Origin of the sequence: Mycobacterium timonense (genome assembly GCF_025821985.1) — a bacterium.
GTDB lineage: Bacteria > Actinomycetota > Actinomycetes > Mycobacteriales > Mycobacteriaceae > Mycobacterium > Mycobacterium avium.
Window position 1 is genome coordinate 545,392 of record NZ_JACKSY010000104.1, and the last position, 13,717, is coordinate 559,108.

12 protein-coding genes are annotated in these 13,717 nt (G+C 70.1%); 7 read left to right on the plus strand and 5 right to left on the minus strand.

Annotation, left to right across the window (positions count from 1 at the left end):
* Window positions 1-38: 38 nt before the first annotated feature.
* The 3 genes from H7I87_RS25125 to H7I87_RS25135 all read right to left on the minus strand — a co-directional run bounded on the left by H7I87_RS25125 (window position 39) and on the right by H7I87_RS25135 (window position 3,628).
* Window positions 39-974, minus strand: a complete 936-nt coding sequence (locus tag H7I87_RS25125; RefSeq protein WP_009979645.1) for a R2-like ligand-binding oxidase — start codon at window positions 972-974, stop codon at window positions 39-41.
* Complete coding sequence (locus H7I87_RS25130) at window positions 971-1,654, minus strand: TetR/AcrR family transcriptional regulator (protein WP_033724714.1); 684 nt, start codon at window positions 1,652-1,654, stop codon at window positions 971-973. The genes H7I87_RS25125 and H7I87_RS25130 overlap by 4 nt, the downstream gene beginning before the upstream one ends.
* Before the next feature lie 255 nt (window positions 1,655-1,909).
* Window positions 1,910-3,628, minus strand: coding sequence for an acyl-CoA dehydrogenase family protein (locus H7I87_RS25135; protein WP_023870595.1), 1,719 nt, complete (start codon window positions 3,626-3,628; stop codon window positions 1,910-1,912).
* 125 nt (window positions 3,629-3,753) lie between these two features.
* Here H7I87_RS25135 and H7I87_RS25140 point away from each other — a divergent pair, with 125 nt between their 5' ends.
* Window positions 3,754-4,734 carry a phosphotriesterase family protein gene (locus H7I87_RS25140; protein ID WP_009979649.1) on the plus strand — a complete coding sequence of 327 codons (981 nt, stop codon included), beginning with the start codon at window positions 3,754-3,756 and terminating at the stop codon, window positions 4,732-4,734.
* A 33-nt stretch (window positions 4,735-4,767) separates the two neighbouring features.
* On the opposite strand, the gene H7I87_RS25145 is transcribed toward H7I87_RS25140, so the two are convergent.
* Window positions 4,768-5,994, minus strand: coding sequence for an acyltransferase family protein (locus H7I87_RS25145; RefSeq protein ID WP_023860770.1), 1,227 nt, complete (start codon window positions 5,992-5,994; stop codon window positions 4,768-4,770).
* 121 nt (window positions 5,995-6,115) lie between these two features.
* Here H7I87_RS25145 and pgfA point away from each other — a divergent pair, with 121 nt between their 5' ends.
* Window positions 6,116-7,372: a cell envelope lipid trafficking protein PgfA gene (gene pgfA, locus H7I87_RS25150; RefSeq protein WP_003874069.1), complete on the plus strand. Its 1,257-nt coding sequence runs from the start codon at window positions 6,116-6,118 to the stop codon at window positions 7,370-7,372.
* Window positions 7,373-7,380: 8 nt separating this feature from the next.
* Window positions 7,381-9,078, plus strand: a complete 1,698-nt coding sequence (locus H7I87_RS25155) for an MmpA family trehalose lipid delivery protein (RefSeq protein ID WP_011726345.1) — start codon at window positions 7,381-7,383, stop codon at window positions 9,076-9,078.
* Here H7I87_RS25155 and H7I87_RS25160 read toward each other — a convergent pair.
* Window positions 9,062-10,228: a glycosyltransferase family 4 protein gene (locus H7I87_RS25160; protein ID WP_009979655.1), complete on the minus strand. Its 1,167-nt coding sequence runs from the start codon at window positions 10,226-10,228 to the stop codon at window positions 9,062-9,064. The two genes, H7I87_RS25155 and H7I87_RS25160, sit on opposite strands and share 17 nt — an antisense overlap.
* A gap of 81 nt (window positions 10,229-10,309) precedes the next feature.
* On the opposite strand from H7I87_RS25160, the gene H7I87_RS25165 reads away from it, so the two are divergent.
* The 4 genes from H7I87_RS25165 to H7I87_RS25180 all read left to right on the plus strand — a co-directional run bounded on the left by H7I87_RS25165 (window position 10,310) and on the right by H7I87_RS25180 (window position 13,717).
* The gene (locus tag H7I87_RS25165; RefSeq protein ID WP_009979656.1) at window positions 10,310-11,077 is read left to right on the plus strand and encodes a class I SAM-dependent methyltransferase; all 768 of its coding nucleotides are present in this window, start codon (window positions 10,310-10,312) and stop codon (window positions 11,075-11,077) included.
* 45 nt (window positions 11,078-11,122) lie between these two features.
* The gene (locus H7I87_RS25170; protein ID WP_009979657.1) at window positions 11,123-12,604 is read left to right on the plus strand and encodes an aldehyde dehydrogenase; all 1,482 of its coding nucleotides are present in this window, start codon (window positions 11,123-11,125) and stop codon (window positions 12,602-12,604) included.
* 315 nt (window positions 12,605-12,919) lie between these two features.
* Window positions 12,920-13,051, plus strand: coding sequence for a hypothetical protein (locus tag H7I87_RS25175; protein ID WP_003874074.1), 132 nt, complete (start codon window positions 12,920-12,922; stop codon window positions 13,049-13,051).
* 24 nt (window positions 13,052-13,075) lie between these two features.
* Window positions 13,076-13,717: a TetR/AcrR family transcriptional regulator gene (locus H7I87_RS25180; protein ID WP_003874075.1), complete on the plus strand. Its 642-nt coding sequence runs from the start codon at window positions 13,076-13,078 to the stop codon at window positions 13,715-13,717.

Here is a 13,717-nt window from a genome sequence, read left to right on the forward strand (position 1 = left end):
CACGCCGTGACATTGGGGGCTTTTGCGTCTGCTCGCCGTCACACCGCTGCCAGCGCGCGGGCGTCCTCGTCGGCGAAGGTGTCCTCGAGCTGCACGGGCGTGTAGTCCAGGTCGATCTCGGCCAGCGGGCGGCCCCTGGCGCTGGCGATGGTGCCGAAGCGCCGCATGCCCTTGTCGCTGGCGTAGGCCATGAACTCGTCCACCGACAGGTCGAAGGGCATCGGGTCGTAGAGCGCGAAGCCCTCTTCGATCAGGCGCAGCCCGAGCGGCATCAGTTCGTTCATCCGGGTTTCGAAGACGCCCCAGTTGGCGTCGTCGGCGGCGACGTGCCGGCGGCAGGTGAAGGTGCCCCACGCCATGTGCCGGCGCTCGTCGTCGCCGATGCGCCGCACCAGTTCCTGCATGCCCGGCAAGATGCCGCGTTCCACGCAGATCTTGTGCCAGCCGAAGTATCCGGTCAGCGCCAGCATGCCTTCGACCATGTGGTTGTAGGTCACCGACGCCCGCACCTGGGCGGCCGGCGACGGATCGATCGTCAGCGCGTTCAGGCAGTCCGGCAGCTCCTCGTAGAAGATCGTCCGGTAGCTGGGGACGTCGTCGAGAAAGTGGTGCAGATCGTCGGTGACACCGACGGCGTCCAGCCACATCCGGAACACCTGGACGTGCTTGGCCTCCTCGAAGGCGAACTGGGTCAAATACATCTCGTCGCCGAGCCGGCCTTCGGCCCGCATCGCGGCCATGAACGGCTGGATGTCCTGGGTCACCGATTCCTCACCGGCGATGAACTCAGCGCACAGCCGGGTGGCGTAGCTGCGTTCGTCGTCGGTGAGCCGTTCCCAGTCGGCCCGGTCACGGGAGAAGTCGATGTCGGCAGGATTCCAGAATTTCGCGTTGCCGCCCGCAAAAAGCTTGAGCGGCAAGCTGTCCCAGTTGAGACCGCCCTGCACCATCGAGGCGCTTCGGGTTCGGTTCATGTGACCTCCTCGGATCGTGGGGTGGCAAAGTGGGCCGGCGCGGGCGAGAACGCGGCGGCCAGCACCGCGACCAGCCGGCGCACCGCCAGCGCGGGCTGCTCGGGGGTGGGCTCGTCGAGCCCGAGCACCGGATCCAGTCCGCGCATGTAGGGGGCCAGCGCCAGGTGCGGGAAGATCAGCAGCAGCAACGACAACAGCGCGTCGGTGTCCGAGTCGGCGCGCAGGTCGCCGCGCAGCCGGGCGTCGCGCACCAGCGGCCGCAGCACCTCCAGGTAGTGGCGGTGGATGACGTTCTGCACGCTGATCCGGGCCTCGGTGTCGACTTCCAGCGTGGCCGCGGCGTGCAGCGCCCGCTCGTGCGGGTGGTCGGCGAAGTAGGCCACCCACCCGTCGAGCAGGTCGGTGAGGAATTCGAAGAACGGCCGGGTCGGGTCGAGCTCGCGGATCAGCTGCTCGATGTAGCCGCGGACCCGCTGGCTGCCGATGTCGGCGATGAACGCATACAGGTCGCGCTTGTCGGCGAAGTACTGGAACAGGCTGCCCTTGGCCACGCCGGCCTTGCGGGCGATGACGTTCAGGCTGCCGCGGGAGAATCCGTGCGCGCCGAATTCCGACTCCGCGGCCTCGATGATCGCCGCACGTCGAGCCGGGTCGACGTGCGCCCAAGTGACCGTGGGCAATGCCGCCTCCTATCTGAATGACCACTGGTCATCCTACTGTGAGCAAGCTCACAGTCAAGGGGGGGTGCGGCGCCGAGCGTCTTGCCGCCCGGCACTGCGCGCCGAGCGTCACGCTGGCGTGACGCCAGAGCCCGACGGTCACGCTGGCGTGACGCTCGCTGAGGGGCAGGCGCTCGCCGAGGGGCAGGCGCTCGCCGAGAGAGGCGCTCGCGAAGGGGCAGGCGCTCGCGAAGGGGCGTGCGCGCGCCGAGAGCGTTAGGGCCGCATCTGGTAGGCCCCGCTGAGCGGCAGCACCTGCTCCTTCCAGATCTGGTCGTAGCGCGCCGGGTCGTGCACGGGGCGGCGGATCATCCGCATCGCGAAACGGGCCTGCTGCTCCGTCGTCGCGGGCTTGTCGCTCAACTCGACGGCGTAGGCGTTGAAGTCGCGGACCAGCACGCCGAAGATCTCGTCGATCAGCGCGTCGTCGACGCCGGACGGCTTAGAAATCGCAGCCTCCTCCAGAATCAGCTGGGCGTAGGGCACGCTGGCGAACAACTGCCCGACGGCGAAGGCGAAGTCGATATCCTTCTGCTGCAACGCATCCGGGGTGGCGCTGGCCAGCATCTCGGCCAGCACGTCGATCTGGGCGCGCAGCAGTGCGACGTTGGGCAGGTGCGCGAAGCCGTCGAACGGTGCCCGCCAGTCGCCGAACCGCACCTTGCCCAGCCCACCCGTCGGCCCCTGCGCGAACAGGAACTCGTCGTCGGCGGCGTCGTCGCGGCGGCCGATCACCGGCAGCTCGCCACTGGGGGCGAACAGGTAGTTGGGCATGAACTTTCCCAACAGCCCGATGTTGATGTGGACGGTGCCCTCCAGTCGGGGCAGCAGGCCGATCTCGCGGGTCATGGCCTCGAAGATGGTGTCCTTCTCCACGCCCTTGGCGGCGATGACGTCCCACAGCGCGGTGATGACCCGCTCGCCCTCGCCGGTGATCTTCGCCTTGGTGAGCGGGCTGTACAGCAGGTAGCGGCGGTCGGTGGCCGAGGCGCTGCGCATGTAGTCGCAGGCCCGGGTGGCGACCAGCCGCATCGCCACCAGCCGGGCGTAGGCGTCGATGAGCAGGCGGCGCACATGGCTGAAGTCGGTGACGACGGTGCCGTACAGGATGCGGTTGGACGCGTGCGTGACGGCCTCGTACATGGCGTGCGTGCACATCCCGACCGCGCCCCAGCCCAGGTTGTATTTGCAGACGTTCACGGTGTTCAGCGCGGCGTGGAAGGCCTCGGGGCCGCGGTGCAGGATGTCGGCCTCGGTCACCGGGTAGTCGCTCAGCGCGAAGTTGCCGACGTAGTTTTGCGAATTCACCACGTTCTTGATCAGCCGGTACCGCTCGTGGCGGGAGTCGGCGGCGAAGAACACGTACTCGGAATCCGTTGCGCCGCCGGCGAATTTGCCGAAGGTGGACACCATCCGGGCCACGTTGGCGTTGCCGATGTAGTACTTCTGACCGGCGGCGGTCCAGCCCCCGCCCGGTGCCGGGGTGAGGTTCATGTCGGTCTGGTAGACGTCCGCGCCGTGCGTCTGCTCGGACAACCCGAACGCGAACACCTCGCCGGCCTCGAGCAACCCGGCCGCCTTGCGCTTGGCCTCGTCGTTGCCGCTCATCCAGATCGGGCCCAGCCCCAGGGCGGTGACCTGGAACGGGTACCAGTAGTTCAGCCCGTAGAAGCCGAGGATCTCGGCGAACCCGCTGATCCGGTAGGTGTCCCAGCGGCAATCGGCCGACCCGTAGCGCGTCGGGGTCAGCAGCGAGGCGAAGATCCGCTCGCGGCCGATGTGCTCCAAAAAGTCGGAGTACCAGACTCTTTCGTGGTCGTCGGACTTCAACCGGGCCTTGCCCCGGGACTCGAAGAAGTCGACCGTCGCGGCCATGATCTCCGCCGAGCGGCGATCCGGGTAGCGGCGTTGCAGGTGGTTGGGATTGAGCAACATGGGCGGGCTCCCGGCGGGTACTGGACGCAGACGAGGGTGACGGTAGCGCACCGGCGCCCCCGCCGGGGAGGGCGAAACAAAACGACCTCTGTTGGTCAGATGCCGGTCGACCTAGCATCAGGGGCGTGTCAGAACTCAATACCGCTCGCGGGCCCATCGACACCGCTGCGCTGGGTGTCACCCTGATGCACGAACACGTGTTCATCATGACCACCGAGATCGCGCAGAACTACCCCGAAGCGTGGGGCGACGAAGAGCAGCGGGTGGCCGACGCCATCGACCGGCTCAACGAGCTCAAGGCGCGCGGCGTGGACACCATCGTCGACCTCACCGTCATCGGCCTGGGCCGCTACATTCCGCGCATCGCCCGGGTCGCGGCGGCGACCGAGCTGAATATCGTTGTGGCAACGGGGCTTTACACCTACAACGATGTGCCCTTCTATTTCCACTACCTGGGCCCGGGCGCGGAGCTGGGCGGCCCGGAGATCATGACCGACATGTTCGTCCGCGACATCGAGCAGGGCATCGCCGACACCGGCATCAAGGCCGGCATCCTCAAGTGCGCCACTGACGCACCCGGCGTCACTCCGGGCGTCGAGCGGGTGCTGCGGGCGGTGGCGCAGGCGCACAAGCGCACCGGGGTGCCGATCTCCACGCACACCCACGCCGGGCTGCGCCGCGGCCTCGACCAGCAGCGGATCTTCGAGGAGGAGGGCGTCGACCTGAGCCGGGTGGTGATCGGGCATTCCGGCGACAGCACCGACGTCGGCTACCTCGAAGAGCTCATCGCCGCCGGCTCGTATCTGGGCATGGACCGGTTCGGCATCGACGCGATCTCGCCGTTCGAGGACCGGGTGAACATCGTCGCGCAGATGTGCGAGCGCGGCCACGCCGACAAGATGGTGCTCTCGCACGACGCCAACTGTTATTTCGACGCACTTCCCGAGGAGTTGGTGCCCCAGGTCATGCCGAACTGGCATTACCTGCACATCCACAACGACGTGATCCCCGCCCTCAAGCAGCGCGGCGTCACCGACGAGCAGCTGCACACCATGCTCGTCGACAACCCCCGGCGCATCTTCGAGCGCCAGGGCCCCTATGGGTGAGCCGGTCCCGCCGATCGGCGGTCCGCGACGAGATCACGGCGCGATTGCGTCGGCCTCAGCGTCGATGAGCTGGCGCGGCGCGGCGGGCTGGTGGCGTTTCTCCCAGCGGCGCAAGGCTTCCCGGCAGGGCGACTCGACCAGGGCGTAGCTGACCGCGGCGATCGCGAAGCCGAAGATCAGCGTCAACACCAACACCGCGGGCATGCGGCCGGTGAACGGGAACGTGCCGAGCACCGGGAACACCATGGCCAGCGCCGCCAGGTGCCAGATGAACAGGCCGTAGGACCAGCGCCCCAGCGTCACCATCACGGTCGTCCCCAACACCCGGTGCGGCGTGTCCATCCGGTCCAGCACCAACGGGGCGATCAGCGCGAAGGCCACCAGCGAGCCCATCGCCGTCTTCACCGCGAACTGCGCGGGGGTGCCCGGCACCAGCCCCTCGGGACCGGCCAGCGGCGAGGCCGCAACCAGGTAGGCGGCCACCGCGACGACGGCCAGCAGCACCCGGCCCGTCCGGCTCTGCGCCAACCGCACCGGCCGGCCGATGCCGCCGTGCACCCACTCGGCCAGCAGCATGCCGGCGGCGAACCAGGAGAAGAAGGCCGGCGGCCAGTTCAGCGGGTTGAGGCCCGAACCGGGGTGCACCGGCACCCAGCCCCACGCCCAGCTCAGCGCCCCCAGCGCGGCGATCGCCGGCACCCGCGCGGTCACCGGGAGGCGGCGGGCCAGCAACGCCAGCACCGGCAGCGCCAGGTAGAAGCCGACCTCCACGGACAGGCTCCACATCTGGGTCAGCCCACCGGTCAGCGTGAGCGGCACATAGATCTGGGTCAGGGTCAGGTTGGCCAGCCACACCGTCGGGCTGGGGTGATCGGCGTCGGGCAACAGGGTCAGGATCACCACGACCGCCACCAGGTAGGCGGGCATGATGCGGACCACCCGGGACCGCAGGTAATGGCCGGTGCGGGGGCGCGGCGCCAAATCCCGTGCCGCCGCGGCATGTCCGCGCCAGAGCAGAAAACCCGACAGCGCGAAGAACACCGCCACCGCAAGGTCGAAGCGGCCGAACAGCCTGCCGTCGACGCCGCTGGAGTGCCCGGTCTGGAACGCGACGTGGGTGACCACCACACCCATGGCCGCGCAGGCGCGCATGCCCTCCACGGCGGGCAGGAAGCTGCGCACCCCGCCCACCCGCTGGTCATCGCTCACCACCACAGTTTGCCTGTGCGCGCGGCCCGGAGAACGGGTACACCCGGGCATCAGGTTGGTAAGCCGCCGCCTTACTTTCTGCTGTTAGGGTCAAACGAGTTTGCCCCGGGCCACCTGCTCGGGTCGGGTCGCGGCACAGACACGCAAGGGATCATGAGGAGGGCACAGCGACGTGAACCGAGCAGTCATGTTGCGGTTCGCCGCATGCGGGATCATCGGACTCGGAGCTGCCCTGCTGATCGCTGCGCTGCTGCTGACGACGTACACCACCAGCCGGATCACCAAGGTCCCGCTGGACGTCGACGCCACGCTGATCAGTGACGGCACCGGGACCGCCCTGGACTCGGCGTCGCTGTCCACCGACCACGTGGTGGTCAACCAGAACGTGCCGCTGGTGTCCCAGCAGCAGATCAGCGTCGAGTCGCCGGCCAACGCCGACGTCGTCACGCTGCAGGTCGGAAGCTCGTTGCGGCGCACCGACAAGCAGAAGGACACCGGGCTGCTGCTGGCGATCGTCGACACCGTCACGCTCAACCGCAAGACCGCCACGGCCGTCTCCGACGACACCCACACCGGCGGCGCGGTGCAGAAGCCGCGCACCATCAACGACGAGAACCCGCCGACCGCGATCCCGCTGCGCCACGACGGGTTGTCCTACCGGTTCCCGTTCCACACCGAGAAGAAGACGTACCCCTATTTCGACCCGATCGCGCAGAAGCCGTTCGACGTCAACTACGACAGCCAAGAGGACGTCAACGGGCTGACCACCTACAAGTTCACCCAGAACGTCGGCTACAACGCCGACGGCAAGCTGGTGGCCCCGGTGGCCTACCCGTCGCTGTACGCCGACCAGGCGACCGACTCCAAGTTCACCGCCCCGGCGTCGATGTGGGGCATCCAGGGCGGCGACCCGAACGAGCAGATCACCATGACCCGCTTCTACGCGGCGCAGCGCACGTTCTGGGTGGACCCGGTGTCGGGCACCATCGTCAAGCAGACCGAGCACGCCCACCACTACTTCGCCCGCGATCCGCTCAAGCCGGAGCTCACGCTGGCCGACTACAAGGTCACCTCCAACGAGGACACGGTCGAGTCCCAGGTCAACGCGGCCCGTGACGAGCGCGACCGGCTGGCGCTGTGGTCGCGGGTGCTGCCGATCACCTTCACCGCGGTCGGGCTGATCGCGCTGGTGGGCGGTGGGCTGCTGGCCTCGTTCAGCCTGCGCAGCGAGAGCGCGCTGACCGACCCCGGCCTGGACCGCGGCGACCAGGACTTCTTCGGCCGCAGCGGGCTGGAAGAGCCGGTGTCCGGCGCCGAAGCCGAGACCGAGAAACTGCCCACCCAACGTCCCGATCTGCGCTCCGAGTCCGGTCCCGACGAGCCCACCGAGGCGGGGCCGACCGAGGCCAAGCCGCCCGACCGGGAATAGCCCGCCGCGTGCGCTGGACCCGGCCCGGGTACGCATTGGTCCTGGCGCTGCTGGTGGTCGGGCCGCTGTTGAGGCCCGGGTATCTGCTGCTGCGGGACGCGGTGTCGACACCGCGGTCCTATCTGTCCGACACCGCGCTGGGGTTGACGGCCGCGCCGCGCGCGGTTCCGCAGGATTTCGCGGTGGCGCTGGCTTCCCACCTTCTCGACGGCGGGGTCGTGGTGAAGACGCTGCTGCTGCTGGGGCTGTGGCTGGCCGGCTGGGGCGCGGCCCGGCTGGTCGCGCTCGTGCTGCCGGGCGCGGGAATGCCCGGCGAATTCGTGGCAACCACGCTGGCGATCTGGAATCCCTATGTGGCAGAACGGCTTTTGCAAGGCCATTGGAGCCTGCTGGTGGGCTACGGCTGCCTGCCGTGGGTGGCGACGGCCATGCTGGGGTTGCGGACGGGCGGGGCCGGGTTTTTCGGGCTGGCGTTCTTCATCGCGCTGGCCGGGCTGACCCCGACCGGTCTGCTGCTGGCGGCGGCGGTGGCGCTGGCCTGCGTGCCGGTGGCCGGTGCGGGCCGGCGGCGTTGGGTGTGGGCCGCGGCGGCGATCGGCGCCGCGGCGGTGGCGGCGCTGCCCTGGCTGGTCGCCGCGGTCACGGGTGCGGCGTTGCCGTCGCACACGCCGGCCAACCGGCTCGGCGTGGAAGCGTTCGCGCCGCGCGCCGAGCCGGGCCTGGGCACGCTGACCAGCCTGGCCAGCCTGGGCGGCATCTGGAACGCTGACGCCGTACCCGGTTCGCGCACAACGCTTTTCGCGGTGGCCTCGGCCGTGGTGCTGCTGGGCGTGGTGGCCGTCGGCCTGCCGGCGGTGGCCCGCCGTCCGGCGGCGGTGCCGCTGCTGGTGTTGGCGGCGGCCGCGGTGCTGATCCCCGCGGGGCTGGCCACCGGCCCGGGGCTGCGGCTGCTGGGCGCGGTGGTCGACGCCGCGCCGGGTGTCGGGGTGCTGCGCGACGGGCAGAAGTGGGTGGCGCTGGCGGTGCCCGGCTACGCGCTGGCCGGTGCCGGCGCGGTGCTGACGCTGCGGCGCCGGCTTTTCGGGGCCGCCGCCCCGGCGCTGGTGTGCTGCCTGGCGCTGATCCTGGCGCTGCCCGACCTGGTCTGGGGCGTGGGCGGCAGGGTGTCGCCGGTGCGCTACCCGCGCGGCTGGCCGGCCGTCGCGGCGGCGATTAATGCCCGGCCCGACGCGGTCGCGGTGCTGCCGGCCGGCACCATGCGGCTGTTCTCCTGGTCGGGCCCGGCGCCGGTGCTCGACCCGCTGCCCCGCTGGGTGCGCGCCGACGTGCTGAGCACCGGCGACCTGGTGATCTCGGGAACCACCATCGCCGGTGAAGGCGCGCACGCCCGGGCCGTGCAGGAGCTGCTGCTGTCCGGGCCCGATCCGGCGGCGCTGGCCGCCGCCGGGGTGGGCTGGCTGGTGCTGGAGGCCGACAGCGCCGGCGAGGTGGGCGCCGCCGCGCACACCCTGGGCGCGGCGGCGCCGGTGTACCGGGATGACGAGATCGCGCTCTATCGGATCGGCGGGCACACCGCCGGTGTGGCCGCCGATCGCCGGGCGGCGACGCTGATCGCGCATTTGGCCTGGCTGGTGCTGCTGCTCGGCAGCGGGGCCGGTGTCCTACTCGGTGCGTGGTGGCGCCGCGGGGTCAGCCGCGCCCGCTGACCAGGCCGCTGACCGTGCGGCCGGCCTGCACCGCTTCGAGCACGCCGCGCATCGCGTCGGCGCTTTGCGCCCAAGAGAATTCGCCGCTGCGGGTGTGCGCCTTGGCGCCGAGCTGGTCGCGCAGCACCGGGTCGGCGAGCAGCTGCTCGAGCCGGTCCACGAGCTCGGCATGGGTGTCCACCAATATCCCGGTCACCTCGTCGACGATCGAGTCCGACAGGCCGCCCGAGGAGCGGTAGCCGATGGTCGGCACCCGGTGCTGGGCCGCCTCGACCACCGCCAGACCCCAGCCCTCCTTGCGCGACGGCAGCAGGTGCACCCAAGCCCCTTGCAGCACATGGTGTTTCGTCACGTCGTCGACGTGACCGTGAAACGTCACCGCCGAACCGATGCCGAGGCGGTCGACATGCTCGACCAGCCGCTGCCGCCACCAGCCGTCGCCGACGATGTCCAGATGCAGGCCCGGCACCCGCGGCCGCAGCCGGGCGACGGCCTCCAGCGCGTCCTCGATCTGCTTGTGCGGCACCAGCCGGGACAGCACAACCACCCGCGGCGCGGCGGCGCGAGGCCCGGACAGCGACGGCGCGGGCGCCTCGTCCAGGCCGTTGCGCACCACCGCGATCCGCGTGCCGTCGACGCCGAGGGCCACCAGGTCGCGGGCCGACGGCAGCGACACCGTCACGTACTGGTTGCGCCGGTTCAGCCGCGGCGACAGCGTCGACTCGACGAACCAGCCCAGCCGGCCTAGCACCGGCCCGGCCACCGGCCACTGCTCGCGGTGGCAATGGTGCACCAGCACCACCACCCGGCGCCCGTAGATCAGCCGGGCCAGAAACGGCAGGCCGTTCTGGGTGTCGACGACCACGTCGGGCCGCACCGTGCGCAGCGGCCCCAGCCCCAGCCGGGCGACCGCCATCGCCAGCAACGCCCAGATGTACACGGAGTAGCGGCCGCCGGCCCGGCTGATCCGGACGCCGTCGACGACGTCGCGGCGCGGCGCCCCGGGATAGCGGGCGGTGCGCAACGTGACCGCGATGCCGGCCGCGGCCAGCTGCGCGCCGATGCGCTGCAGATAGGCCTCGCTGCCGCCGCCCTGCGGGTGCCCGGTATCGCGCCAGCACAGCAGCAGCACGGAGCGCAAGGAAGACATCAGTGGTTCAGCCTAGCCGGACGGGCGCCGCGGGCCGCGCCATGCGCGTCGTGCCCGCATAAGCCTGCATAAGGTTGCCCCGTGGCCGTGACCGACATCTTCGCGCGCCGGGCGACGCTGGCCCGCTCGGTGCGGCTGCTGTCGCAGTTCCGCTACGAACGGTCGGAGCCGGCCCGCTTCTACGGCGCGCTGGCGGCCGACACCGCGGCGATGGTGGACGACCTGTGGCGGGCCGGGCACGGCGAATCCGCGGCCGGCCGCACCCTGCTAGACGTCGGCGGCGGGCCGGGGTATTTCGCGGCGGCCTTCGCCGACGCCGGCGTCCGCTATCTGGGCGTCGAGCCCGATCCCGGCGAGATGCACGCGGCCGGCCCCGTCGTCGCCGCCGACACGGGCACGTTCGTGCGCGCCTCGGGCATGGCGCTGCCGTTCGCCGACGACTCGGTGGACATCTGCCTGTCCTCCAACGTCGCCGAACACGTGCCGCGGCCCTGGCAACTCGGCGCCGAGATGCTGCGGGTGACCAGGCCCGGCGGGCTGGCGGTGCTCTCCTACACCGTGTGGCTGGGCCCGTTCGGCGGCCACGAGATGGGCCTGACCCACTACCTCGGCGGGTCCCGCGCCGCCGCGCGCTACGCCCGCAAGCACGGCCATCCGGCCAAAAACAACTACGGGTCGTCGTTGTTCGAGGTGTCGGTGGCCGACGGCCTGGCGTGGGCGGCGTGCACCGGCGCCGAGCTGGCCGCATTTCCCCGCTACCACCCGCGATGGGCGTGGTGGCTGACCTCGGTCCCGGTGCTGCGCGAGTTCCTGGTCAGCAATCTGGTGCTGGTCCTGCAACCCCAATAGTGAAACGTGTTCTCGTTTTGCCTCGGCTTGGGTAGGGTGGCGCCCATGAGCGACATCCAGACTCAGGCCAAGACCGAATACGACAAGCTTTTCATCGGCGGCAAGTGGACCGAACCGTCCACCTCCGAGGTGATCGAGGTGCACTGCCCGGCCACCGGTGAGTACGTCGGCAAGGTGCCGCTGGCCGCGGCGGCCGACGTGGACGCCGCGGTGGCCGCGGCCCGCGCGGCCTTCGACAACGGCCCGTGGCCGACCACCCCGCCCAAGGAGCGCGCGGCCGTGATCGCCAACGCGCTCAAGGTGATGGAGGAGCGCAAGGACCTGTTCACCGGGCTGCTCGCCGCCGAGACCGGCCAGCCGCCGACCAGCGTGGAAACGATGCACTGGATGAGCTCCATCGGGGCGCTGAACTTCTTCGCCGGTCCGGCGGTGGACCAGGTCAAGTGGAAAGAGGTGCGCACCGGGGGCTACGGGCAAAGCATCGTGCACCGCGAGCCGATCGGCGTGGTGGGCGCGATCGTCGCCTGGAACGTGCCGCTGTTCCTGGCCGTCAACAAGCTGGGCCCGGCGCTGCTCGCCGGCTGCACGGTGGTGCTCAAGCCGGCGGCCGAAACACCGCTGAGCGCAAACGCTTTGGCCGAGGCCTTCGCCGAGGCGGGGCTGCCCGAGGGCGTGCTGTCGGTGGTGCCCGGCGGGATCGAGACCGGGCAGGCGCTGACGTCCAACACCGACGTCGACATCTTCTCCTTCACCGGCAGCTCGGCGGTCGGCAGGGAGATCGGCCGTCGCGCCGCCGACATGCTCAAGCCGTGCACCCTGGAGCTGGGCGGGAAATCCGCGGCCATCGTCCTCGACGACGTCGACCTGCCCTCGGCGCTGCCGATGCTGGTCTTCTCCGGGATCATGAACAGCGGGCAGGCCTGCGTGGCCCAGACCCGCATCCTGGCCCCGCGGTCGCGCTACGACGAAATCGTGGATGCGGTAAGCACTTTCGTGCAGTCGCTGCCGGTGGGTCTGCCGTCGGACCCGGCCGCCCAGATCGGTTCGCTGATCAGCGAGAAGCAGCGGGCGCGGGTCGAGGGCTACATCGCCAAGGGCATCGAGGAGGGCGCGCGGCTGGTGTGCGGCGGCGGCCGCCCCGAGGGTCTGGACAGCGGCTTCTTCGTGCAGCCGACGGTGTTCGCCGACGTCGACAACAAGATGACAATCGCCCAGGAGGAGATCTTCGGGCCGGTGCTGTCGATCATCCCCTACGACACCGAAGAGGACGCGATCAAAATCGCCAACGACTCGGTGTACGGCCTGGCCGGCAGCGTGTGGACCGCCGACGTGCAGCGGGGCATCGCGGTGTCGGAGAAGATCCGCACCGGCACGTACGCGATCAACTGGTACGCGTTCGACCCGTGTTGCCCGTTCGGCGGCTACAAGAACTCCGGCATCGGCCGGGAGAACGGGCCCGAGGGTGTCGAGCACTTCACGCAGCAGAAGAGCGTGCTGATGCCGATGGGCTACACGCTCGAGGGCTAGGACTGTCCGCGCCCGCCGAACGTGCACTCAGCGCGAATTTCCTTCCGGTTTTTCGCCGTGCGTGCACGTTCGGCGTTTGGGGGGCTCGGCGCCGGCTTGGCCCGGCGCCTTGGGGGCGGCGCCGGCTCGCCACGATTATGCAATAGAGCATATTTTCCGGCCATTTACCAGGGCGTAAGCGAGCGGGGCGGCCCGCGAGCCGGCGTATTTGTGCGGTATACGTCACATTGCGCCTGAGAAATTGCTTAATTTACGGGCGTCTTATATGGTTCTTAGCATAATCAAGGGCTGCACACAGGCCGGGAGATACCAATCATGTGGATCATTGAGCTCAACGTCGCGGGCTACCAATTCACCCGCGAGATGCCCGACTTGCGGCGCCGCACCTTCCGCTTCAGCCCACGTCATATGCACTGGCCGGCACTGCGGCATTCGCACGCCGCCTGACGCCGGCCCCGGGACTCACTGACAGTGCCGACCACCAAGCAGCAGGCCCCGGCCAAGCGCGGGGGCACCCGGACCAAGATGCTGGCCAGCGCCGCCGAGGTGATGCGCGAGCGCGGCGCCGCCGGCGTGACCATCGATGCGGTGCTGGCCCGCAGCGGCGCACCGCGCGGCTCGGTCTACTACCACTTCCCCGACGGACGCAACCAGATCCTGGCCGAGGCGCTGCGCTATTCGGGTGACTCGATCACCGCCCTCATCGACCAGGCGGCCGGCCGCGGCGGCCGGGCGCTGCTGCGCGAGTTCGTCGAATACTGGGAGCGGCTGCTGACCGAGGGCGGCTTCACCGCCGGCTGTCCGGTCGTGGCCGCGGCGATCGGCTGCTCGGAGGACGAGGGCCCCAAGCTGTCCGCCGAGGCCGGCGCCATCCTGGGCCGCTGGTGCACCGCGCTCACCCGCGCCTTCGTCAACGACGGCTTCGACGACGCCGACGCCGCGTCGCTGGCCGTGATGTCGATCGCCGCGCTGGAGGGCGGCATCGTGCTGTCCCGCTCGACCCGCAACGCCGGCCCGCTACATCAGGTCGGCGAGCAACTCGAATTCCTGATCAAGGCAAGGGAATTCGTCGTACGCAACAAGATCCCGGGCAAGCAACCCGGCTCGCGGTGA

What these genes read in the sequence shown, in the direction of transcription:
- H7I87_RS25160 (WP_009979655.1), bottom strand. Translation starts at nt 10,228, where the DNA reads ATGTCTTCCTTGCGCTCCGTGCTGCTGCTGTGCTGGCGCGATACCGGG.
- H7I87_RS25170 (WP_009979657.1), top strand. Translation starts at nt 11,123, where the DNA reads ATGAGCGACATCCAGACTCAGGCCAAGACCGAATACGACAAGCTTTTC.
- H7I87_RS25175 (WP_003874074.1), top strand. Translation starts at nt 12,920, where the DNA reads ATGTGGATCATTGAGCTCAACGTCGCGGGCTACCAATTCACCCGCGAG.
- H7I87_RS25135 (WP_023870595.1), bottom strand. Translation starts at nt 3,628, where the DNA reads ATGTTGCTCAATCCCAACCACCTGCAACGCCGCTACCCGGATCGCCGC.
- H7I87_RS25145 (WP_023860770.1), bottom strand. Translation starts at nt 5,994, where the DNA reads ATGCCCGGGTGTACCCGTTCTCCGGGCCGCGCGCACAGGCAAACTGTG.
- H7I87_RS25125 (WP_009979645.1), bottom strand. Translation starts at nt 974, where the DNA reads ATGAACCGAACCCGAAGCGCCTCGATGGTGCAGGGCGGTCTCAACTGG.